This is a genomic window from Salinicola sp. MH3R3-1, assembly GCF_001937155.1.
Taxonomy (GTDB): domain Bacteria; phylum Pseudomonadota; class Gammaproteobacteria; order Pseudomonadales; family Halomonadaceae; genus Salinicola; species Salinicola halophyticus.
Genome location: NZ_MSDP01000026.1, coordinates 1 through 21,132, shown reverse-complemented (window position 1 = coordinate 21,132; position 21,132 = coordinate 1). Strand labels below are relative to the sequence as shown.

The window sequence follows — 21,132 nt, the reverse complement described above, 5'->3', positions numbered from 1 at the left end:
CAGTTCCTCAATTGCTGCGGGTGTCATGGGCCGTGCGCTTACACGGCCCGCCGGGTGCGGGTGGGTTGCTGCCCACTCGCATCCATCTCGGTATCCATCACCTTGGCGATGGCTTTGAAGTCGCTGTTATTTCGGTAATGGTCGTGCCAGCGCAGGGCCGCATCGGACAATTCATCCCCAGCCTGTAACTGCGAATCGAGCTGGTTCCAAAAGCGATAGCGCTCGACCTTTCCTTGGGGTATCTCGAACTTCGGCGCTTCATTCGCGAGCTGTTTGGCATGCGCGCGGGCTTCTTCGACTTGGCGATCGTTACGCACGGAGGACCGCTCGGACTCGACCCGGCGCAATTCGAACTCGCCACCGGTTAGCGTCTTGGCCTTCTTCACGATCCGGGCAATCTGGCCCTTTTCGCGCTTCTCGCCGGCGCGCTCCATCATTGATTGCGGCATGGCCGGGGTGGCGTTGCCGTCCAAAATCGCTTCGCCGATCCACTCGCCCTCGAGCGTGTAGATGCCGACGGCCCCCACGTCGCGGTAATCCCAGGCAACGCGGATCTCTTCGCCGTGGAAGTCGCGCAGCGCATCCAGGAAGTAGATGCCGGAATTGATCTTCACTTCGCCGCGATGCGTCTTGCGGATCTCCTGCGGGCGCATCAGGGAAGCGATGACATCGGCCGGCGCAGTCAGCGCCTCGAAGCCTTCGGCTTCCGCTGACTTCCACGCTTCCATCGGTGAGCGATGGCGCAGGTTGCCGGTGTCCAGGTCGCGGATCTTCGGCAGGCCGCGATGGGGGCGATGGTTGTAGACGTCGATTGCCTGGCAGAGCTGGTCGTAGAACTCCTGGAAGCTCGGGATCTGGGCCGGCTTCAGGCCGTTGGCGATGTCACGGCGTGACAGCCGGTGCGCGCGGGTGCCGGCCTCTTTATCCATATCCGCACCGATGTAGCTCGGCATGGTCTTGGCGAGATTGACCAGGATCGATCGGTGAGCACGTTCGATGACGCCGCGAGCCTGCGAGTTGTACGGCAGCGAATGGGTGATGGTGCCGCCCAGACGGTCGACGACTTCATAGACAGTGGCGTTGTCAAAGCCGGAGCCGTTATCGACATAGAAGACGTTGAACATACCGGTGCGGCTGACTGCATCGCGCAGCGCGTCTAGCGTGGCCAGTGTCGACTCGGCCAGGTTGAGCGCGAAGCCGGTGATACGGCGTGTCGCCCAGTCGATGACCATGGTGATTTCGGGGCGGAATGCCTGGCCGGTCAGCGGATTGATCACTTCGGCGTCGAACGTGTGGCCATCCGCAACCCACACATCATTCGGCCACAGCGTGTCAGCCTTACGCCGCTTGAATGGCTGCAGCGTCTTGAGCTCATGCGCGCCCAGGCGGCCGCGCTCGCGCGCTTCTGGCGACAGTTTCGCCAACCATCGGCGCACCTGGTGGATGCTCGGGTATGGCGGTTGGGTCTGCTCGACCAGCAACTGATAGGCAGCCTCGACGCTCGGCTTCTGCGGACGCTGGTAGCGCTTGAGGAAATCGCCGGCCCAATACGGCATGCTCATGTCGACCTTGCGGCGCTTAGGCGCCAGGCCGCGCTCGCCATGCTTGCGATAGTCAGCCAGCCAGCGTTTGAGGGTGCGCTCGGAAAGGGTGCGGGTGTCGGTTTTGCGATCGTTGGCCAGCACGACGCGATCGGCCAGGTACGGTGAAAGCTCGCCGGCCTGGGCCGTCGCCACCAGCGTGTCGATAGCGCGCTGCTGGCTGACGTTCTGCGTCATCCGCTCGATGTCTCGGACGAATGCCACGCGGGCCGACATCACCCGACGTTGGGCCTCGGTCAGCTTGCGCTGCTCGGGGCGCTCTTCGTCGAGCGCCTCAATGGCTGGCTCGGCGATCTCCGGCTCGGGATCACCCACGGTCTGTAGTAGCAGTGCGTTCTGGGTCTCCGTGGGCAACACGCCGAAGGCATATTCGAGCGCTTTGGTGCCGAGCCGACGCTGGCCTTCCCAGGCGTGACGCTTGGCAAACTCGCGAACGTTTTGCGGCGTACCTGGAAGCCCCGGCATGCCTGCCAGCTCGTTAGCTGTGAACCAACCGCGAGTCAGTGGAGAGGCTAGGCAGTTCATTCCTCTTCCCCCATCAGCTGTTTCAGCTTGCGCATGTCGGCCTTGAGCTGATCCATCATCTGCTGGCGGCGACCGTACTCAGCGTGCAGTGCTTCGCGACCATAGGCGACGCGACCGCCGCGTTGATGAACTAGCCAATCGGTAAAGGAGTGGCTCGAGCACACTTCTTCGATCAGCGGTACGCGATAGAAAGGAATGTTGTGGTCGGCACGGGCCGGGCTCGACCAGGCATCCAGCATGTTCTTGGAAACATCATCTCCAGAGAGTCGACTCATCTGCGAGGCGACCTCCCAACGATCGATCGGGCAGTCCTTGAGCACGGCGCCGACTAACTCGCTCACTTGGGCGGCGTAGTTGCCGCTACCTGGGGTGGGGATCACCGGCATCGGCACGGCGAAGATGTCTAAAGTGTGGGGATCTCTGACACGTCTCACGTTCACGCCTCCGTAACAACTTGCCGGTGCGCGCCGCTAGACGGTGCGTTAGAATCCGCGCAATAGTTGGTAGAAACGCGGTTTTGCTCACTAATCCGCGTCTCCGAGCGATTGGGCCGTTGGCGATGGGGAGTGCCGTCTGCGTTCCAACGCTCTGGCCAGATCGTCGCGGGCGAGAGGCCGATGGCACTCGCGAGCGCTCGCTCCATACGGGGATAAGGTGAGCGCTTGACCGAAGTTAGCGTGCCCAGCTCCACGCCCAGACGGCGAGAGAGCTCGGCGAAGGACAGACCGCGAGATCGGATCTGATACTTGATCCACTCCCAGCGGGCTGAAGGATTGGTGGGGATGTCCAGTTTCACAGCGTCACTCCGTGGCGTTTTTTCTGGGTGTCTAACCCTGCGTTGTGAGTAAACATATCTCGGAATTCCGCACCCTTCAAGCGATATTCCGAGCGTTCTTTTCATTATTCAGCGCGAGGTGGTGCGGAATATTGAACCGCTCCTTTAATATCAATGGGTTACATGGAAAAGAATGAAGACAGGAAGTCTCCGGGCGAGCATTCTTTTCCCGCATCGGGAATCGAATGCTTCCGAGATCGGCTCTTACAGGCGATGGGAAGCGAAAAACCGCGCGCTTTTGCTAAGCGCGCAGGGGTTTCAGAGGGTGCCGTGCGCAGTTACCTGAGTGGGGATACATTCCCTGGGCTGGATCGGTTGGTTCATCTGGCCCAAGCACTTGGCTCCGATGCGCAGTGGTTGGCGTTCGGGAAGGAGGAGCTCACGCCCGCGCCGCAAATGGACGACTACGCGCTGGTTCCGCTCTACGACGCACAGTGCAGCGCGGGCGGCGGTGCATGGAACGAAGGCTGCCGAGTCCTCACGCACATCTCGTTCACGCGCTACAGCCTGCGCAAGCAAGGGCTAACGCCTGACCACCTCTCGGCGATCCGCGTGGATGGGGAGTCGATGGAGCCGATCCTACACAGCGGCGATACCGTGCTGATCGATCACACACGCACGAGTGTTGAGGGCGAGGGTATCTACGTGCTTCGCCTGGACGGGCATCTTTACGCTAAGCGGCTGCAGCGACAATTCGATGGCATCGCCATCATCAGCGCGAACAAGGAATACGAGAAGATCTTCGTCCCGCGAGACCGTATGGACGAACTGGAAATTGTTGGTAGGGCCGTTTGGTCGGCAGGTTGGCTATAGAGGAGTATTAACATGGCAACGAATTCTTATTTTGAAGGTGTTCTAAGCGAATCTGATGAAGTCGACGAACCCAGCAAGGGGGAGCTGGCCTTGGACCTTTTCGTCAGCAACTATTCTGGTAAGCACGAGCTGTATCTCAAGGCCACGGATAACAATGGCAATGTCTCTGAGGTGATTTTGACCCAAGAGCAAGCCATGGAGCTCCAAAATGCCCTTGAGAGAGCTAACAGCTATCTGGGGTACGACAAACCGTGACAGACTGGTGCCAAGTAGAAAGCAAAAAGGGCTGATCCTGGAGGGATCGGCCCTTTTTCGCCTTTGTGCATCTTTGGCACTCTTTTAGACATCGCGCCTCGCTGACAGCCGCACCACGTCCCACTTCATCCCACTTGCGCCCACCAAATCCCACTTTACTCCTGCTGTGCCATATCTCCTGCTAACTCACAGATAGACGCCGTCGCCATATTATCGCTTGGCGGCGGTCACCGCTTCCAAGCGGACCAAGTCGTGCCGATGCCTGGATCGCTACAAATTGATTGGCCCGGCGCCGCCTTCAGCGCCGCTCTTGTCCCAATGTTTCAGCAGCGTTTCGACGAAGCGTTCCGCGGCCGGTGAGAGGGCGCTATCGCGGCGTCTCACCATGCCCAGAGTTCGTTTTACCAGCGGCTCGACTAGGGGGCGCTGTACCAGCAGCGGGTGTTCCTGATCGGGCATCGATAATCTGGGGACCGCCGCAACGCCCAGTCCGGCTTCGACCATCCCCAGCGAGGTCGACAGATGCTGAACCTCGTAGAACCAGGTCGGTCGCTGGGTCAGCGACGAGAGTTCATGGTCCAGCAGCATCCGGTTGCCGCTCATCTTTCCCACCCCGATCAGCTTATGCGTGCTCAGCTCGCTCCAGGTGACGCTGTCATGCGCCGCCAGGGGATGGTCGTGCCGGCACACCAGCACAAAGGGTTCCACCACCAACGGCGTGAAGATGATATCGGGATGGTGCCCGCTGAGCATGTTGATGCCGAATTCGGCCTCGCCACTGAGCACGGCACCGAGCCCGTCGTTCGCGCTCAGGTCGAGAAGGCGAATGCGAATATTGGGATAGCGGGCGTTGTACTCCCGGATGACAGCCGGCAGGAAATAGAACGCGGCGGTGGGGATACAGGCTAGCGTAATTTGGCCAATCCTGTTTTCGGCCAGCGCGCGGATGTTGAAAAGCGCGTGGTCGAATTCATCCACCAGGCGTTTGGCCTGAGGGAAGAAGTCGCGTCCGACGGTGGTGAGCGAAACGCTGCGGGTCGTGCGTGCCAGCAGCGGCGTTCCCAGAATGGATTCCAGCTTCTTGATGCGGCGACTCAGGGCCGGCTGGGAGAGATTGAGCGACTGCGCTGCCGCCTGAAAACTCTCCAGTTCCGCTACCTTGAGGAACGCCTGAATCTGCTGCAGCTCATAGTTCATGGCTCAAAACTTATAGTTCATTGGTCTAATGCCACCTTGATGCGCGCCTCGGGAAAGCTCATCGGTAGACTCCGTTTTTTCATTACTATCAATGGTTTAACTTCTCTTAGCCTATTGATGTGTTTGGTGCATTAATCGTCACGATAATTGCATTGGATCGCTCGATACAAGCATGCGAGTTTGCCCTCCACCAGTGGCCGCGGGTTGGCCGAAACGTGGAAGGAACGATCTATGCAAGCCATCCCCTGTGTATTGATGCGCGGCGGTACTTCGAAGGGTCCGGTATTTCTGGGTAGCGACCTGCCCCGGGATCCGGCGCAGCGCGACGAGATGTTGCTGGCGCTGATGGGATCGGGCAATGAGCTGGAGGTGGACGGCATTGGCGGCGGTTATCCGCAGACCAGCAAGGTCGCCATCGTATCGCCCTCGTCCGAACCCGGTATCGACGTGGATTATCTGTTCGTCCAGGTCATGGTCGAAGAGCGGCGCGTGGATACCTCTCCTAATTGCGGCAACATGCTGAGCGCTGTCGGCCCCTTCGCCATCGAGCAGGGGCTGGTGGCGGCGCAGGGTAACGTCACGCGGGTCACGATCCATAACGTCAACACCCAGAGCATCATCGACGCCGATATCCAGACGCCGGACGGGCGGGTCACTTACGTCGGCGAGACGCGTATTGACGGCGTCCCCGGCACGGCTGCGCCGGTGTTGCTGGAATTTCGCAACGCCGTGGGAGCGAAGACCGGCGAACTCTATCCCACCGGCCATCCACGAGACGTCATCGACGGCGTCGAGGTGACCTGTATCGACGCCGCCATGCCCATGGTTCTGATGCGGGCGACGGATCTCGGCAAACGGGGGGATGAGTCGCCGGCCGAACTCGATGGAGATCGCGAGCTGATGGCCAGGCTGGAGTCGATCCGGCGACAGGCCGGGGCCGCCATGGGTCTGGGCGATGTCGCCGACAAGGTGATTCCCAAACCTGTCCTGATCAGTGCACCGCAAGCAGGGGGGAATCTGCAGGTGCGCTATTTCATGCCGCATCGTGGTCATCGCGCGCTCGCCATCACCGGCGCCGTGGGTCTCGCCGTGGCATGCGCCGACGCTCGCGGGATTACCGACGGTCTCGCTGGCGTGTCGGACGACAGCGGGCTGCTGGAGCTCGAGCATCCGAGCGGCCGGTTGGGCGTCGTCAGCCATTGGCCCGCTGGGCAGCAATGGCCGCGCTGCTCGTTGGTGCGCACCGCGCGTCGACTGTTCAGCGGTTCGGTGTTCGTCCCGGAAACGCTCGAGCTGGACGCCGCCGGCTGAAGGCGTCAAAAACGCCCATCCAACATAAAACCAAGAGAAGGAGAGGATATGCACGCCAAGCCGAAACTCTCGCGAATGCCTTGCCGGCGCTGGTGGATCGCCTGTGCGCTGGCGCTGTTACCGTTATTTGCCGAAGCCGACGATAGCCAGCCCATGCCCGACACGCTGACCTGGACCGTGCCGTTCGGCGTTGGCGGGGGCACCGATGTCTGGGCACGCTTCATGTCGCACTGGATGGCGCAGTCTCTGCCCCAGCATCCTGCCATCGTCATCGACAACGTTCCCGGGGGCGGTTCGATCACCGGTACCAATCTTTTCTATACCCGCGCTCAGCCCAGTGGCGAGGAGATGCTGGTCACTTCGGCCTCCACGCAGTTCCCGGCCATGCTGCAGGATCCGCGAGTCCGCTTCGATTACGCCAAGTGGACGCCGATCATTGCCGCCCCCACCGGCGGCGTGGTCTACGTCCAGCCGCGTTTCGGCAAGGAGACCGGCGAGATCCTCGACAATCTGCGCGAGGAGCCGACGAAGTTCGCGATGCAGACGCCGACCGGGCTCGAGATGCCGGTGATGCTGGCATTCGACATGTTGGGCCTGGCGGTCGAGCCGGTCTTCGGCATGCGCAGTCGTGGTGAGGGGCGCCTGGCGTTCGAGCGCGGAGAGGCCGGGGTCGATTTCCAGACTACCTCGGCCTACTTCAGCAGCGTCACCCCTTTGGTCGAAGCCGGACAAGCCGTACCGCTTTTTTCGCTGGGCGTGATGAACGAAGAGGGCGTGATCGTGCGTGACCCCGCCTTCCCCGATCTGCCCACGTTCTCGGAACTCTATCTGGCACGGCCCGGCGCCAGCCGAGACGACGTGGCCTACGAGGTCTTCCACAAGTTCTTCGCCTCCGGCTACGCCCTGCAAAAGTTGCTGCTGGTTCCCAAGCAGGTCGATGCCGAGCTGCTGGCGCGCTATCGCGCCAGTGCCAAGGCCCTTACGACGAACGAGGACTTTCTTGCCGCAGCGCGTCAGCAGGTCGGGCCGTATGAACCGGTCGTGGGAGAGGTCGCCGCCAAGCAGCTGGCGTCCGCGATGGAACTCAGCGATGCCCGCCGTCAATGGGTCGTCGATTGGCTCAAGGATCGTTACGGCGTGCGGGTCGTGACGCGTTAACTGGATCGTCGTCGCCGAGACGGTAGAGGAGAGAACACAATGATAGATGCCTTGGTCGCAAGTCTGGGCGGGGTCTTCAGTGCCTCGCATCTGATGTACATGGGTCTGGGGGTGATGATCGGCTTGCTGGTCGGCATCATTCCCGGATTGGGCGGAATTGCCGGCATGGCGCTGCTGTTGCCGTTTCTCTACGGCATGGAGCCGGGGTTGGCGCTGGGCATGCTGATGGGCATGGTCGCGGTAATCCCCACGGGGGACACGTTCACGTCGGTACTCATGGGGATTCCAGGTTCGAGCGCCTCCCAGGCCACTGTGATGGATGGCTTCCCGCTGGCCAAGAAAGGTCAGGCGGCGCGGGCGCTGGCCAGCGCCTTCCTGTCATCGCTGTGTGGCGGCGTCATCGGCGCCATCGTGCTGACCGGATTCATTCTGGTCGCGCGGCCGTTGGTGCTGGCGTTCTCGTCGGCGGAGCTGTTCGTGCTGACTCTGTTGGGTCTCGCCATGGTCGCTGTGCTCTCCGGCGATAGCCTGTTCAAGGGCATGGCCGCCTGCGGTCTGGGGTTGCTGGCCGGGGCGATCGGTACGGCGCCGGCGACCGGCGAGTTTCGTCTGAACCTGGGTGTCGAGTATCTGTTCGACGGTATCCCGCTGATCGTCGTAGGCCTGGCGATCTTCGCGTTGCCGGAGATCGTCGATCTGCTCATCCGACGCGGCAGCATTGCCCGGGAGCAAACTTCGCTGGGGCACGGATGGCGTCAGGGCATTCGCGACGTCGTCGACAATCGCGGCCTGGTCGTCAAGTGTGCCGGCATGGGGAGCCTTATCGGCACCATCCCCGGGCTCGCCGGCTCGGTCGTCGACTGGCTCACCTATGCGTTCGCATCGAAGACGACCAAGGGCGAGAAACATTTCGGTCAGGGCGACATTCGCGGCGTCATCGCCCCGGAGTCGGCCAACAACGCCTGTGCCTGCGGGGCCATGGTGCCGACGCTGCTGTTCGGCGTGCCGGGTTCAGGCACGGCGGCGATTTTTCTGGGCGGGCTGCTGCTGCTGGGACTCGAGCCCGGGGTGAGCATGATCACCACTCATCTGGATCTGACTTACACCATCATCTGGTCGCTGGCGCTGGCCAATATCCTCGGTGCCGCGCTGTGCCTGATGCTGGCGCGTCCGGTCTCCCAGATCACGCGCATTCCGTTCGTGCTACTGGCGCCGGTGATCACCACGCTGATTCTGTTCGCCGCCTTTCAGGCCACTCGTTCGCTGGGAGACTGGTACACGCTGGTCGCCGTCGGCGCGATCGGGCTACTGTTCAAGCAGGCCGGCTGGTCCCGTCCCGCTTTCCTGATTGGCTTCGTGCTCGCGCCGGGTGCAGAGACCTACTTCTATCAGAGCGTGCAGTTCCATGGCATGTCGGCTTTTCTTCGCCCCGGTGTCATCATCATCCTGGCATTGATCGCGCTGGCGTTTGCCTTTCCGCTGATCAAGCGGTTGTTTCAGCGACGGCGGCGGCCGCTGGCGGTGGGTGCCGACGTCAACCGCCAGGCAGCCGACACGCCGGCGCCGACCTTCGGCAAGATCGATCTGGTACTGGTCGTGGGCATGCTCGCGCTGGCGGCTGGTGCCTGGTACGACGTCAGCGGCATGTCGATGATCGGCGGTATCTTCCCGATGCTGGCCATCGCGATCATGGCCGTCGGCGCATTGCTGGCTGGCGCCCAGGCGTGGAAGGGGCAGGCGACCTGGGTCAGCCAGCCTATCGGCCAGCCGCTGATCTGGCTCGGCGGACTGCTGGCCCTGGTCGTTGTGGCATCGCTACTCGGGTTCATCAGCACCGCGTTCCTCATGACGCTGGGTTTCATCCGGTTTGTCGCCAAGGCACGCTGGTCGACGGCGGCGCTGATAGCCATCGGTATCGCGGCCTTCCTGCTGGGTATGCAGGCGCTGTTGAACCTGCACTATCCCACGGGTTGGCTGGACGCGATGTTGTTCTAGCTTCTCGCGTGCTTGGTAAACGGATTGGAAGAATGGATTCGGCATCTGCCTCGGGGCAGGTGCCGTTTTTAGTTGATGATGAGTTACGGGTTAATAAAGGCCTACGCCCTCACGTTCCTGAAGCCACGATGGCCTCGGCAAGCGGTGTAACAGCGATAGCGTATTGGTCCGAGTCTGGCTGGCGGCCCCGACCGTGATCGTTCCGGGATGCGTGAATTCACGGCACACGGACGTGAATTAGTTCGCGAGGTCTTCCATTGCCAACGATATGTCTATAATGTCGGACACATGGACATATCTACCGTTACCCAGAGCTTTGCCGCGTTGTCTCAGGAGACTCGTCTCGAGGCCTATCGGCTGCTGGTGCGTCACGAGCCCGAGGGGCTTCCGGCGGGCGAAATCGCGCGTCAGCTATCCGTGCCCCACAACACGATGTCGGCGCATCTTTCGGTGCTGGCACGGGCCGGTTGGGTGGTGTCGCGTCGGCAGAGTCGGTCGATCATCTATCGCGCGGATCTCTCGCACATGAAAGAGACGATCCAGTTTCTGGTACGCGACTGCTGCGCCGGCCATCCCGAAGTCTGCGAGCCGTTTTTGACGGCGCTGGGTGAATGTTCCGCTATCGAAACAAACCGTGAGGGCACCATGAATCCCCTGATCTATCACAATCCCGCATGCGGCACGTCGCGCAATACGCTGGCGATGATCGAGGCCTCCGGCGAGACGCCGGAGGTGATCGAGTATCTCGAGACACCGCCCACTCGCGAGCGTCTGCTCGAATTGATCTCGATGATCGGTCTCACCCCGCGCGAACTGCTGCGCCGCAAGGGCACGCCGTTCGACGAGCTCGGCCTCGACGACCCGGCCCTGAGCGATGAGCAGTTGATCGACGCGATGCTGGCGCATCCGATCCTGATCAATCGGCCGATCGTGGTCACCGACAAGGGGGCCCGGCTGTGCCGACCTTCGGAGCGCGTGCTGGCGCTGCTGGCCAACCCGGTGGCGACCTTCACCAAGGAAGACGGTGAAGTCGTACATGCCGAGGTGTCGGGGCGTGAGTGAAAGGGACATGAGTGACATGAGCACGCGTGAAACGAAGAGTTCGGTCGATGCCGGCGATCTGCCCAATATCGATCTCGACAAGCTGCAGCCGATCGATGTCGAGGCGCTGATCGGTGCCGATGAACCGCGCCATCCGCCGAAAATCCTGGTGCTCTACGGTTCCCTGCGGGAGCGCTCCTTTTCGCGGCTGGCCTCCGAGGAAGCGGGCCGACTGCTGCGCTGGTACGGCTGCGAGGTTCGCACCTTCAACCCGTCGGGACTGCCACTGCCGGACGACGCCGAGGCCGAGCATACCAAGGTGCAGGAGCTGCGCGACTTGGCCGAATGGTCCGACGGCATGCTGTGGGTCAGCCCGGAGCGCCATGGCGCCATGACCGGCGTCATGAAGGCGCAGATCGACTGGATCCCGCTGTCGCTGGGCGGCGTTCGCCCCACTCAGGGCAAGACGCTGGCAGTGATGGAAGTCTCCGGCGGCAGCCAGAGCTTCAATGCCGTCAACCAGCTCCGAATTCTGGGGCGCTGGATGCGGATGATCACGATCCCCAACCAGTCCTCCGTGCCCAAGGCGTTCAACGAGTTCGACGACGCCGGACGCATGAAACCTTCGCCGCTCTACATGCGCATCGTCGATGTCTGCGAGGAGCTCGTTAAGTTCACCTGGCTGACCCGGGGGCGCTCGGCCTATCTCACCGATCGTTACTCCGAACGGGTCGAGAGCGCGGAAGAACTTTCGCGTCGCGTCAATCAAGGCACTCACTAGAAGCACTCATTAGAAGTACGTGCGAGAAGCACGCGCTAACAAAGCACTCATTAAAAGCACTCACTGAGGCACGGTCATACGATGCTGGCACTGGCTATTTTCGTCGCCACCCTGGTCCTGGTGATCTGGCAGCCCAAGGGGCTGGGAATCGGTTGGAGCGCTCTCGGCGGGGCACTGGTGGCACTGCTGGCGGGCGTGGTGCGGCTGTCCGATGTCGGCGTGGTGTGGGATATCGTGTGGGATGCGACGTTCACCTTCGTCGCCCTGATCGTCATCTCGCTGATTCTCGACGAGGCCGGGTTCTTCGCCTGGGCGGCGCTGCATGTCGCCCGCTGGGGCAATGGCCGCGGGCATCTGCTGTTCCCTCTGGTGGTGGTGCTGGGCGCGGTGATCGCGGCGTTCTTCGCCAATGACGGTGCGGCGCTGCTGCTGACGCCGATCGTGATCGCGATCCTGCTGCGGCTGGACTTCTCGCCGCCGGCGGCGCTGGCGTTCATTATCGCCACCGGCTTCGTCGCCGATACCACCAGCCTGCCGCTGATCATCTCCAACCTGGTCAACATCGTCAGCGCCAACTACTTCGATATCGCCTTCGACCGCTATGCGGCGGTCATGGTGCCGGTCAATCTGGTGTCGCTGGCGGCGACGCTGATCGTGCTCTGGATCGCCTTCGGCCGGCGGATTCCCAAGCGCTATTCGGTGGCGGAGCTCGATGCCCCCCGCTCGGCGATCAAGGATTCGCTGATTTTCCGCGCCGCCTTTCCGCTGCTGAGCGTGCTGCTCGTCGCCTATTTCGTCACTGCGCCGCTGGGCATTCCCATCGCCTTCGTCACCGGTGCCGCGGCGATCGTACTGATGGCGATCGCCGGTCGCTGGTGGCGGGGCGGCAAGGGCGCCGCTGTGTCGGTCACCGCGGCGCTCAAGGGCGCGCCTTGGCAGATCGTACTGTTCTCCATCGGCATGTATCTGGTGGTCTACGGGCTGGGCAACGCCGGCCTGACCGATTACGGCGCCCGGGCACTGCAGTGGCTGGCCGGGCAGGGCGACTTCGTCGCCACCATCGGCACCGGGTTTCTCTCCGCCATCGTCGCCTCGATCATGAATAACTTGCCGTCGACGCTGGTGGGGGCACTGGCGATCGACCGGGCCCAAGTGCCGGCGGTGACCCAGGAGCTGATGGTCTACGCCAACGTGATCGGCAACGACCTGGGGCCGAAGTTTACCCCCATTGGCAGCCTGGCGACGCTTCTGTGGCTGCACGTGCTGGCTGGCAAGGGCTACAAGATCGGCTGGGGGCAGTACATGAAGATCGGCCTTTTGATCACCCCGCCGGTACTGCTGGCGACCCTGGTTGCGCTGGCGCTGTGGCTGCCGGTGCTGCCACGATCTTAATTGCCACGATTAGCGCTTGGGCATGTGGTCAACGTGGAAGTGATCGATCATATGCGCCAATCCATTGGTCAGCAGAGCGCCACCGATCGGTGGGCCGTGGCCTGCCGTTACTACCGAGGGCTTCAGCGCAGCGAGACGACGGATCGATTCGAAAGCCTGCTCCCAGTCCTGGGTGAAGTATCGCGGCGGGCCGCTGAGTCTGGCGCGCTGAAGGACGACCTGGTGAAGCGATTCCTGCTGGACGGTCACGAAGGCATCTCCTGCGACCAACGTTCGGTCCTCTTCCCTGAATAGCGAAACATGGCCGGGCGTGTGGCCCGGCGTAGATATCCAGCGCCACGAATCCAGTCCGGGTACCGACCCATCCTCGGGGAGCGGTGACAATACATCTTCGAGATGAAACGGGCCGCGCGGAAATATCGGGGAGAGTTGCGAAATGGCACCGCCTCCGGCTGACGCATCGGCGGGCGGGTACGGCTTCGCGCCCGTCAGATAAGGGAATTCCAGCGTGTGGGCGTACAACGGCACCTGCCAATGCCGGCTCAATGCCATTGCCGAGCCGACGTGATCGAAGTGGCCATGGGTCAGGATGATGGCCGCCGGGGGCAGGTTGCCGAAGATCCTCTCGGCCCAGGCAACGATCTGGCTTTCCTGCCGGGGAAGGGCGGTATCGATCAGCACCCAGCGTTGCCGGCTGGGTTCGGCGATGAAGCAGACGTTGACGAACTTCAGCGTCAGCTGGGTGACATCAGGCGCTACCGGCAGGGTTTGATTGTGTCTGACCGATGTCAGTCCCGAAGCCAGAGACTGCCGCGTTTCCTCTCTCATGATTTCTCCTGTGCCGTCGGACTGGTGAGCAAAGACTGATTTGCCAGGGCGGGGCTGCCAAGGTGATTCGCGAGGACGTCGCACACGACAGCGTCAACATCGTCCAGTGAATAGCCGTTTATACCGACAGTTCTCGGCGAGTCAGCCGCTGGCCTTGGGGTTCGAATTGTCGGATTCCTTATCGATATTATCCTTGTGAGCCTTTTTCTCTCTGGTCAGCTGCGCCCCGGGAACGGGCGTCTTGTCCATGGCGTTGTTGTGGCCAGGCTCTTTCCGCGAATGCTTTGATTTCTGGTTGTCCACGTTTTCGTCGGGACGATAAGGCTTCGGCTCTTCGTGGCTTGATTGACCGGGGTTTGGCTGACTACCGGCTCCGCTGGAGGGCGTGTCTTTCTGCATGGCCTGTCTGGCCTTGTCACTCTCCTGGTTCGGCTTCCTGGCGCTTTTTGAAATATCACTCATCATGTCGTCTCTCGAGCTGGGACTGAATTGAGATTGAAATGCGTCAAATACGGAAGTTAGTTTACGTGTCATACATCGTCAGACTTGGCATGCATATCGTCATGCGCCTGTCATGCGCACGTTCATCGATGAAGCTGGCCACTAACGCTCAATGAGGCGCCGCGACTTGGGAGAGTCTCGGCAGGTGATGCGTATAGGCCGTGTTGAAACGCGCGATATCGACCAATTTTTCGTAGTCCAATATCTCGAGAATTCGGCTCTCCCTGTGTCGACTGAGCAGACCCATAAGCTCCAGCTGATTCAGGCAGCGGCAGACGTGAACATTGGTCATGCCCAGTAGATCGCCGATGACCTGCTGAGAGAGAGGGAGAAAGACTTCGCGTGCGTCCTGATCTGTCCTATTCAGCCTGGTGTGCAACTCGAGAATAAAATAGGCGATCCGCGTCGTGGCATCGTGGTTGATAAGATTGTTGAGACGATCCGCCATGAGATGGCTCTGGTACATGGCGAGTGACAGAAAAGCACGAGCCAGATTCGAACTGCCCTCCATGGCCTCGTCGATCTTGGTTTTAGCGGCGGGAATGATCAAACCTTCGGTCAACATGACGATCTGTTCGACGCCGCCACCCTGGTAATAATCTCTCATGCCGATGATGTCACCGGGCAGATAGAGATCGATGATTTTTCGATCGCCTTCCCGCGTCAAACGAGACGAGTATGCCCAACCATCCTGTATCGCAAGAAGCGAACCTTGATGGCAATTCTCGCCCTTGATGACGCCGCCTCGCTTGACTCTTGTGGGAGTCTGCTGCACCCCACGGAGCGCCTCTCTTTCCGACCGCGTTAAGGGAGCATGTCGTGACAGAATGTCGAAATAGATCGAGTAACCAAACCAGGACTGCCCGTTCAGTGAAACGCGGTTCTTATCCTGCAAGCAGTGGCCTTTCTGCAGGTTGATATCCATGCTCATTGAATACGAAGACATGTTTTCGCTTCCTTGGGAGAAAACGGCAGAGCATTTCTTGCGCAAGCTCGCACCGACTGATTGACGCCAGATCTTTTCCAGACGATAAAGTGTTAGGCATCTCATTAAAAATATTGAATATAACTAGCCAGATTCCCTCTGGTGTACTTATCTTAACGGTCCTCCAATCAAGAGGCTGAGTGAAGGAAAAAGTCGAGGATCGGCATTGAAATCAACTGAATTTCGTAGCGCCAGAGTGAAATAGGGTGAAGGGTTTATGCCGGAAAATCCGGTGTGATGCTGACATGAATTTTCACTTTGATGACACTTTTGGACTCTCCTGATCGACGGGATAAGCGATCCATTTGTTTTAAAGCTAGTTGCTCGTGGGGAAATGTCTAGCGATTGGTGTTACCAAACGTTGTCGAAACTAGCCGTAAATTGCGGCCCTATTTTGAGCTTCCGACAGCCTCATCATACTTAATTTCAAGCTGCTGTTATTATTGATTTTCTTAAAAAGTATCGCGTTTTTAGCAAAACTAACCCAGGATATTGGCAAATGATTGAAAAGATCCTTTGGGCTTCAAGCGCTCTGATTTCTAGAGGGCTTTTCGGCTAAAATTGATCTGTGTTGATATTGCATAAATTTACATATTTATTTACGGCTTAGCGGCTTCAGGCCGTGATGGAGCGTGCGAAACCACCTGCTTCTTAACCTGCTTGAAGTGCTGGGAGTCAAAGCCGGGCGTAGAGTGATTCGGCTCGGCCGCCCGAGCCTTGATGAGACATGGCTACGGAAACCCATCGTGGAAGACTCGTAGAGAGTGGGCAGGTGATCGGAAGTCGCCAAAGGCTCGGTGGAGTAGTAACCCGGAACATCGCCGGCGGAAATTCAGCACAAGGCACGTGTCATGAAAAGACCCATCAGCTTTTTCGTGCATCATCAGGGCAATGGCCATGCGCGTCGCACCATGGCCATCATCCGGGAGTTTTCTCCCGCCGGTCAGTGTCATGACGGCCAATCCTTCGCTGTTCGACGGATTCGAGCGGGAAATCGGCATCGTCGCGCTGCCCGACAAGATCTGGGGCGTCAGCGGATTCGTCGTCGACCCCCACGCAGAGTCCGTCGAAGCCGTGAAGCGCGCGGGAATTGGAGCGCCGCCGGGTCCATGGAGCGTTTCTGGAATGCTTCACGTCCAGGCGCATGGCGCAGGACTGCGTACAGCTCTATCGGCAGTGGGTCGCAATTCGATGACAGATGCGGGTCAATTCAGTGACCGCACGGGGCTCAGGGCGAAACGCGATATCGCTACTTACATCTCGATACATATCTGTTGGAGATACTTAACTTAGATAAGCTTTATCAGCGGCTTTGAGGCGTAGAGTGCTTGTACAGCGTCAGGAAGACGTAGTGCCAAGGAAGGAAATCGCGGGAAGCGATATTCACAGGGATGCATGGCAGGAAGCCATGAAGAGTATGCAAGGAAACGCAACGATCTAAACCCGGCCCACAGGTCGGGTTTTTTTCGTCGGGTTCTTTTCATCGGGCCCTTTTCATCGGGTCCTTTTCGTCGGGTTCGAAGGATAATGTGATTCTGGTAAACCGTGGCTAGTGGCGGGCGCTTCCGCTTGCCCGAAGCGGGGAACGACGGGTTTACCGACGGTGCATGGAACCGATGGCGCAGGAAAAGGGAGGTCGGCATGAACGGCAGTAATGGAAAGAATCGGGTTCGGACTCGTGTCGGGGCGACGCTGCTGGCGGCGATTCTCCTGGGGATTGGCGTGATGGCGGCGCTGGACGAGATCATCTTTCACCAACTGTTGGCCTGGCACCATTTCGTCGAGACCGACAGCTCGGCCTTGGCGCTCGCTTCGGACGGGCTGCTGCACACGCTGGAGCTGGTACTGCTGGTCTCCGGCGTGGCGCTGATGCTGCGCCTGCATGAGACCGGTCAGCATGCTGCCGGCTACCGCGGGGCCGGCTTCCTGCTGGGCATGGGCGGGTTTCAGCTGTTCGACGGCATCGTCGATCACAAGATCCTGGGGCTCCATCAGGTGCGCTACGTCGATAACCTGCTGATCTACGATATCGGCTGGAACGCCGCCGGCCTGTTGCTGTTGGCCATCGGCTACTGGCTGCTGCGTCGCGCCCGACACGGCGAGGCGATGAGTCAGCGGTGAACGGGTTCACGCTGGTCTTCGGGCTGCTGGCCGGGCTCTACGGCTGGGGCTGGTGGCGGCTGAAGACGCGTGGCCGCGCCTGGCCACGCTGGCGCCTGGTGCTCTTCTGCGGCAGCGCGCTCGCGATCGGCATCGTGCTGTCGCCGCCGCTGATGCACTGGGCGCACGGGGATTTTCGCGGCCATATGGTGGTGCATCTTGTTGCCGGGATGATCGCCCCGCTGGGGCTGGTGATGGCGGCGCCGGTAACGCTGGCGTTGAAGAACGTGCCTGCCCGCTGGGGAAGACGCTGGGTCGGGTTCGTGTCGTCACTGCCCATCCGGATATTGAGTCAGCCGGTCACGGCCGCGGTATTGAACGTGGGTGGCATGATGGCGCTCTACCTCACGGATCTGTACGCCGTCATGCTCCACTCGCCCGGGTTCGCCCTGTGGCTTCACTGGCATTTCATCATCGCGGGATGCCTGTTCAGCTGGGCGATCGCGGGGCCGGACCCGGCGCCGCAGCGGCCGGCCCTCGAATGGCGCTTCGCGGTGCTGGTTGTGTCGATGGCGGCCCACGCCATGCTCTCCAAGTGGATGTTCCAATTCCACTTTCCGGCCTCGGTTCCTTTGGAGCAGGTGCGCCAGGGCGCCGAACTGATGTTCTATGCCGGCGAGCTGCCGGAAGCGCTGCTCGTCTATCTGCTGGCACGTCAATGGCTGCGTTCCCGCTATCGGGAAACACCGGCATCGATAACTTCCTGAAATGCCCAATAGGGCGTCATCGCTCCCGATCGCTCTGATCCAGTGGAAGTTCGATCTTGCCGCCCGACCAGACCCACTGGGTAATCTCCGGGATATCGTCGAGATGCTCACGAATATAGCGGTGATGTTTCTGCAGTAACGCCTGCAGATCCTCGATGAGTTCAACGGCGTTCTCCCACTGCTCCGGCAGATAGCGCAGGGCATCCAGCGCCAGATGCATGCGGCTCATGTGATTGAGGACCGTCATGTCGAACGGCGTGGTGGTGGTTCCCTCTTCCTGATAGCCGCGGACGTGGAAACGTTCGGTATCGGGGCGATTGTGAATCAGTTGATGGACCACGCCACGGAAGCCGTGGAAGGCGAAGACCACCGGGCGCTCGGCCGTGAACAGCTCGACGAAATGTTCCTGGCTGATCCCGTGCGGATGGTCCAAGCGGAGCGTCATGATATCGACCACATTGACCACGCGGACTTTCAGCGACGGCAGATAGGTGCGCAGGATGTCCACCGCTGCCAGGGTTTCCTGGGTGGCGGTATCGCCGGCGCACGCCATCACGATATCCGGCTCCGCTTTGCCGCTATTGCTGGCCCACTCCCAGATGCCGAGACCTCCGCGACAGTGTTCGCGGGCTTCATCCATCGTCAGATACTGCAGCTGAGGGTGCTTGTCGATCACGATCGCATTGAGGTGATCGACGCTGTCGAAGCAGTGCTGGGCGGTCGCCAGCAGCGTGTTGGCATCCGGCGGCAGGTAGATCCGTACCACCTGCGGCTGTTTGCTCAGCAAGGTGTCGATGAAGCCCGGCCCCTGATGGCTGAAGCCGTTGTGATCGTTGCGCCAGCAGGTGGACGTCAACAGGTAGTTCATCGAGGGTATCGAGACGCGCCAGGAGACCTCGCGGGCGTGCTCCAGCCACTTGGCATGCTGAATCGCCATGGAATCGATGATCGATACGAAGGCTTCGTAGCTGGCGAACAGACCATGACGGCCGGTCAGCACGTAGCCCTCGAGCCAGCCGTTGCAGTTATGCTCGCTCAGCACCTCGAGCATGCGGCCATCCATGGACAGCTTCTCGTCGTTGTCGTCGAATGGCCCCATGAAGCAGCGATCGGTGACTTCCAGCACTGCACCGAGTCGATTGGAGTTGACCTCGTCGGGGCAGAACAGCCGGAAGTTGTGCGGATTGTCGACGTAGATATCACGCATGAACTGGCCAAGGCGTTCGGTGGAGCCGTGAAGCTCGCGACCCCGCTGTGCCTCGTCGAACTCGACGGCGTAGGTCTCGAGTGGCCGATATTGGAGCGGCTGGCGTAGCTTGCCGCCGTTGGCATGCGGGTTGGACCCCATGCGCCGTTCACCGACGGGGCAGAGGGCGAGGATGGATTCTCGTGGCGTGCCCTGCTCGTCGAAGAGCTCCTGTGGCTGATAGGACTGCATCCAGTGTTGCAGCTGTTGCAGACGCTCGGGATGCGCCTTCAAGCCACTCATCGGCACCTGATGCGCACGAAACGTGCCTTCCACGGCCACGCCGTCGACGAACTTCGGCCCGGTCCAGCCCTTGGGCGTGCGCAGCACGATCATCGGCCACACCGGACGAGTTTCGATGCCTTCGTGGCGCGCCCGCCGCTGAATCTCGCGAATCTGATCGAGCACCCTGGAGAGCGCCGCCGCGAAGTCGCGGTGAACGGCATCCGGGTGGTCGCCAGCGACGAACACCGGGGCATAGCCGTGGCCGCGGAAATAGTGATCCAGCTCATGATCGCTCTTGCGCGCCAGCACCGTTGCCGAGCCGATCTTGTAGCCGTTGAGGTGCAGGATCGGCAGAACCGCACCATCCCGGGTCGGATTGAGATAGTTGACGCCTTTCCACGACCCTTCCAGCGGGCCGGTTTCCGCTTCGCCATCTCCCACGACCGCGGCCGCGATCAGATCGGGGTTGTCGAACACGGCACCGAAGGCGTGAGTCAACACGTAACCCAGCTCGCCGCCTTCGTGGATCGAGCCCGGCGTCGGCACGCTGACATGGCTGGGCACGCCGCCGGGCGTCGAGAACTGGCGGAACAGGCGCTGCATCCCTTGGGCGTCGCGCGTTACGTGGCTGAAGTGCTCGCTGTAACTGTTCTCCAGCCACAGATTGGCGAGCAGTGCCGGACCGCCGTGTCCGGGACCGGCCAGATAGATTACGTCGATATCGCGGCGCTGGATCTGGGCGTTGAGGTGGGCGTAGATCAGATTGAGTCCTGGTACCGTGCCCCAGTGTCCGAGCAGGCGCGGCTTGATGTGTTCGAGCGTCAGAGGCGTCTCGAGCAGCGCGTTATCGGTGAGATAGATCTGGCCGACGGCGAGGTAGTTGGCTGCCCGCCACCAGTGATCGATTCGCCTCAGAAGCTCCTCGTCCTTGTCGACCGGCAGGTGGGGCAGGGTCGTGGATTGGCTCACGGTGGGAGGCATGGAGCAGACTCCTGGGAAAGGGGTGGCGTGAATGGCTTTCGTAACAAGCCGAGGCTGGCGGCGTCTCCTGTTTCGACGCCACGAGTGTCTTGAGTGCCCTAAACGGCGCGGTACGCTCACCGCCCCGGGTCCGCGTTCGAGCTTCAGTTCTAGTCAGAGGCAGAGTCCGGGACATGGGCGCCGCCACCGGCGTTCGACCGAGAAAGCTGCCAGGTGTGACGGACGATCATGACCTCCTCGTCGGTGGGGATGACGTGAACGGCGACCGTACTGTCCCGGGTCGAGATGCACCCCGGCTCCGCGGAGCGGTTCGCGGCGTCCTCCAGCGCCACCGACCACAGCGGTGCCAGGCGCTCGATGATCGCTTGACGGACTGGCGCGGCATGCTCGCCGATACCGGCGGTGAAGACGATGCCGTCGACGCCGCCCAGGCTGACCGCCATGCGCCCCATTTCCTGGGCGACGCGGTAGACGAAGAAGTCCACCGCCAGCCGCGCGCGGGGGGAATCGCTCTCCAGCAGCGTCTGCATGTCGCTGTCGAGGCCGGAAAGGCCGAGCAATCCCGAATCATGATAGAGCAGCGACTGCAGCTGCT

18 protein-coding genes and 2 pseudogenes are annotated in these 21,132 nt (G+C 61.0%); 12 read left to right on the top strand and 8 right to left on the bottom strand.

Annotated features, from left to right (window positions below):
- Nucleotides 1-38: 38 nt before the first annotated feature.
- Together BTW08_RS15220 and BTW08_RS15215 are read right to left on the bottom strand one after the other, a co-directional pair.
- Complete coding sequence (locus BTW08_RS15220) at nucleotides 39-2,066, bottom strand: DNA-binding protein (RefSeq protein ID WP_075563383.1); 2,028 nt, start codon at nucleotides 2,064-2,066, stop codon at nucleotides 39-41.
- Between the two features lie 56 nt (nucleotides 2,067-2,122).
- Nucleotides 2,123-2,560 carry a hypothetical protein gene (locus BTW08_RS15215; RefSeq protein ID WP_075563382.1) on the bottom strand — a complete coding sequence of 146 codons (438 nt, stop codon included), beginning with the start codon at nucleotides 2,558-2,560 and terminating at the stop codon, nucleotides 2,123-2,125.
- A 524-nt stretch (nucleotides 2,561-3,084) separates the two neighbouring features.
- On the opposite strand from BTW08_RS15215, the gene BTW08_RS15205 reads away from it, so the two are divergent.
- Both BTW08_RS15205 and BTW08_RS15200 read left to right on the top strand, forming a co-directional pair.
- Nucleotides 3,085-3,774: a helix-turn-helix transcriptional regulator gene (locus BTW08_RS15205; RefSeq protein WP_210403260.1), complete on the top strand. Its 690-nt coding sequence runs from the start codon at nucleotides 3,085-3,087 to the stop codon at nucleotides 3,772-3,774.
- A gap of 12 nt (nucleotides 3,775-3,786) precedes the next feature.
- Complete coding sequence (locus BTW08_RS15200) at nucleotides 3,787-4,029, top strand: hypothetical protein (protein WP_075563379.1); 243 nt, start codon at nucleotides 3,787-3,789, stop codon at nucleotides 4,027-4,029.
- Nucleotides 4,030-4,299: 270 nt separating this feature from the next.
- On the opposite strand, the gene BTW08_RS15195 is transcribed toward BTW08_RS15200, so the two are convergent.
- Entirely contained in the window at nucleotides 4,300-5,226 is a 927-nt protein-coding gene (locus BTW08_RS15195) for a LysR family transcriptional regulator (protein ID WP_075563378.1), read from the bottom strand.
- Nucleotides 5,227-5,457: 231 nt separating this feature from the next.
- Between BTW08_RS15195 and BTW08_RS15190 the strand changes: the two genes are divergently transcribed.
- The 7 genes and pseudogenes from BTW08_RS15190 to BTW08_RS15160 all read left to right on the top strand — a co-directional run bounded on the left by BTW08_RS15190 (nucleotide 5,458) and on the right by BTW08_RS15160 (nucleotide 12,904).
- The gene (locus BTW08_RS15190; protein WP_075563377.1) at nucleotides 5,458-6,537 is read left to right on the top strand and encodes a 4-oxalomesaconate tautomerase; all 1,080 of its coding nucleotides are present in this window, start codon (nucleotides 5,458-5,460) and stop codon (nucleotides 6,535-6,537) included.
- A gap of 48 nt (nucleotides 6,538-6,585) precedes the next feature.
- Nucleotides 6,586-7,695, top strand: a complete 1,110-nt coding sequence (locus BTW08_RS15185) for a tripartite tricarboxylate transporter substrate-binding protein (RefSeq protein WP_246837768.1) — start codon at nucleotides 6,586-6,588, stop codon at nucleotides 7,693-7,695.
- Nucleotides 7,696-7,734: 39 nt separating this feature from the next.
- Nucleotides 7,735-9,690, top strand: coding sequence for a tripartite tricarboxylate transporter permease (locus tag BTW08_RS15180; protein WP_075563376.1), 1,956 nt, complete (start codon nucleotides 7,735-7,737; stop codon nucleotides 9,688-9,690).
- Nucleotides 9,691-9,897: 207 nt separating this feature from the next.
- A pseudogene (locus tag BTW08_RS19400) lies at nucleotides 9,898-10,164 on the top strand (helix-turn-helix domain-containing protein); the annotation flags it as partial.
- Nucleotides 10,165-10,335: 171 nt separating this feature from the next.
- Nucleotides 10,336-10,752 carry an arsenate reductase (glutaredoxin) gene (gene arsC, locus BTW08_RS19250; RefSeq protein WP_075563417.1) on the top strand — a complete coding sequence of 139 codons (417 nt, stop codon included), beginning with the start codon at nucleotides 10,336-10,338 and terminating at the stop codon, nucleotides 10,750-10,752.
- Between the two features lie 7 nt (nucleotides 10,753-10,759).
- Nucleotides 10,760-11,512 (top strand): arsenical resistance protein ArsH, encoded by a 753-nt coding sequence (gene arsH, locus BTW08_RS15165; RefSeq protein ID WP_246837767.1) that lies wholly within the window; start codon nucleotides 10,760-10,762, stop codon nucleotides 11,510-11,512.
- A gap of 81 nt (nucleotides 11,513-11,593) precedes the next feature.
- Nucleotides 11,594-12,904, top strand: coding sequence for an arsenic transporter (locus BTW08_RS15160; RefSeq protein WP_075563374.1), 1,311 nt, complete (start codon nucleotides 11,594-11,596; stop codon nucleotides 12,902-12,904).
- A 9-nt stretch (nucleotides 12,905-12,913) separates the two neighbouring features.
- Here the strand turns inward: BTW08_RS15160 and BTW08_RS15155 are convergent, their stop codons facing one another.
- The 3 genes from BTW08_RS15155 to BTW08_RS15145 form a co-directional block, all read right to left on the bottom strand.
- Nucleotides 12,914-13,732, bottom strand: a complete 819-nt coding sequence (locus BTW08_RS15155; RefSeq protein ID WP_075563373.1) for an MBL fold metallo-hydrolase — start codon at nucleotides 13,730-13,732, stop codon at nucleotides 12,914-12,916.
- Between the two features lie 141 nt (nucleotides 13,733-13,873).
- The gene (locus BTW08_RS15150) at nucleotides 13,874-14,197 is read right to left on the bottom strand and encodes a hypothetical protein (RefSeq protein WP_075563372.1); all 324 of its coding nucleotides are present in this window, start codon (nucleotides 14,195-14,197) and stop codon (nucleotides 13,874-13,876) included.
- A 145-nt stretch (nucleotides 14,198-14,342) separates the two neighbouring features.
- The gene (locus tag BTW08_RS15145) at nucleotides 14,343-15,179 is read right to left on the bottom strand and encodes a Crp/Fnr family transcriptional regulator (RefSeq protein WP_168170672.1); all 837 of its coding nucleotides are present in this window, start codon (nucleotides 15,177-15,179) and stop codon (nucleotides 14,343-14,345) included.
- 990 nt (nucleotides 15,180-16,169) lie between these two features.
- On the opposite strand from BTW08_RS15145, the gene BTW08_RS19245 reads away from it, so the two are divergent.
- The 3 genes from BTW08_RS19245 (at nucleotide 16,170) to BTW08_RS15130 (ending at nucleotide 18,085) form a co-directional block, all read left to right on the top strand.
- Nucleotides 16,170-16,511: a hypothetical protein gene (locus BTW08_RS19245; RefSeq protein WP_075563370.1), complete on the top strand. Its 342-nt coding sequence runs from the start codon at nucleotides 16,170-16,172 to the stop codon at nucleotides 16,509-16,511.
- 348 nt (nucleotides 16,512-16,859) lie between these two features.
- Nucleotides 16,860-17,339 (top strand): DUF2243 domain-containing protein, encoded by a 480-nt coding sequence (locus BTW08_RS15135; protein ID WP_075563369.1) that lies wholly within the window; start codon nucleotides 16,860-16,862, stop codon nucleotides 17,337-17,339.
- Nucleotides 17,336-18,085, top strand: coding sequence for a cytochrome c oxidase assembly protein (locus tag BTW08_RS15130; protein ID WP_075563368.1), 750 nt, complete (start codon nucleotides 17,336-17,338; stop codon nucleotides 18,083-18,085). Before BTW08_RS15135 ends, BTW08_RS15130 begins: the two co-directional genes overlap by 4 nt.
- 16 nt (nucleotides 18,086-18,101) lie before the next feature.
- Here BTW08_RS15130 and BTW08_RS15125 read toward each other — a convergent pair whose 3' ends face one another.
- Nucleotides 18,102-20,537, bottom strand: a complete 2,436-nt coding sequence (locus tag BTW08_RS15125) for a phosphoketolase family protein (RefSeq protein WP_075563367.1) — start codon at nucleotides 20,535-20,537, stop codon at nucleotides 18,102-18,104.
- A 149-nt stretch (nucleotides 20,538-20,686) separates the two neighbouring features.
- Nucleotides 20,687-21,132, bottom strand: a pseudogene (locus BTW08_RS15120) (acetate/propionate family kinase); the annotation flags it as partial.

Excerpts from the sequence above, each read along its gene's own strand:
- BTW08_RS15190 (WP_075563377.1), top strand. The coding sequence starts at position 5,458 with ATGCAAGCCATCCCCTGTGTATTGATGCGCGGCGGTACTTCGAAGGGT.
- BTW08_RS15180 (WP_075563376.1), top strand. The coding sequence starts at position 7,735 with ATGATAGATGCCTTGGTCGCAAGTCTGGGCGGGGTCTTCAGTGCCTCG.
- BTW08_RS15145 (WP_168170672.1), bottom strand. The coding sequence starts at position 15,179 with ATGTCTTCGTATTCAATGAGCATGGATATCAACCTGCAGAAAGGCCAC.
- arsH (WP_246837767.1), top strand. The coding sequence starts at position 10,760 with ATGAGTGACATGAGCACGCGTGAAACGAAGAGTTCGGTCGATGCCGGC.
- BTW08_RS15205 (WP_210403260.1), top strand. The coding sequence starts at position 3,085 with ATGGAAAAGAATGAAGACAGGAAGTCTCCGGGCGAGCATTCTTTTCCC.
- BTW08_RS19245 (WP_075563370.1), top strand. The coding sequence starts at position 16,170 with ATGACGGCCAATCCTTCGCTGTTCGACGGATTCGAGCGGGAAATCGGC.
- BTW08_RS15155 (WP_075563373.1), bottom strand. The coding sequence starts at position 13,732 with ATGAGAGAGGAAACGCGGCAGTCTCTGGCTTCGGGACTGACATCGGTC.
- BTW08_RS15125 (WP_075563367.1), bottom strand. The coding sequence starts at position 20,537 with ATGCCTCCCACCGTGAGCCAATCCACGACCCTGCCCCACCTGCCGGTC.
- BTW08_RS15160 (WP_075563374.1), top strand. The coding sequence starts at position 11,594 with ATGCTGGCACTGGCTATTTTCGTCGCCACCCTGGTCCTGGTGATCTGG.
- arsC (WP_075563417.1), top strand. The coding sequence starts at position 10,336 with ATGAATCCCCTGATCTATCACAATCCCGCATGCGGCACGTCGCGCAAT.
- BTW08_RS15185 (WP_246837768.1), top strand. The coding sequence starts at position 6,586 with ATGCACGCCAAGCCGAAACTCTCGCGAATGCCTTGCCGGCGCTGGTGG.
- BTW08_RS15200 (WP_075563379.1), top strand. The coding sequence starts at position 3,787 with ATGGCAACGAATTCTTATTTTGAAGGTGTTCTAAGCGAATCTGATGAA.
- BTW08_RS15150 (WP_075563372.1), bottom strand. The coding sequence starts at position 14,197 with ATGATGAGTGATATTTCAAAAAGCGCCAGGAAGCCGAACCAGGAGAGT.
- BTW08_RS15195 (WP_075563378.1), bottom strand. The coding sequence starts at position 5,226 with ATGAACTATGAGCTGCAGCAGATTCAGGCGTTCCTCAAGGTAGCGGAA.
- BTW08_RS15135 (WP_075563369.1), top strand. The coding sequence starts at position 16,860 with ATGAACGGCAGTAATGGAAAGAATCGGGTTCGGACTCGTGTCGGGGCG.
- BTW08_RS15220 (WP_075563383.1), bottom strand. The coding sequence starts at position 2,066 with ATGCCGGGGCTTCCAGGTACGCCGCAAAACGTTCGCGAGTTTGCCAAG.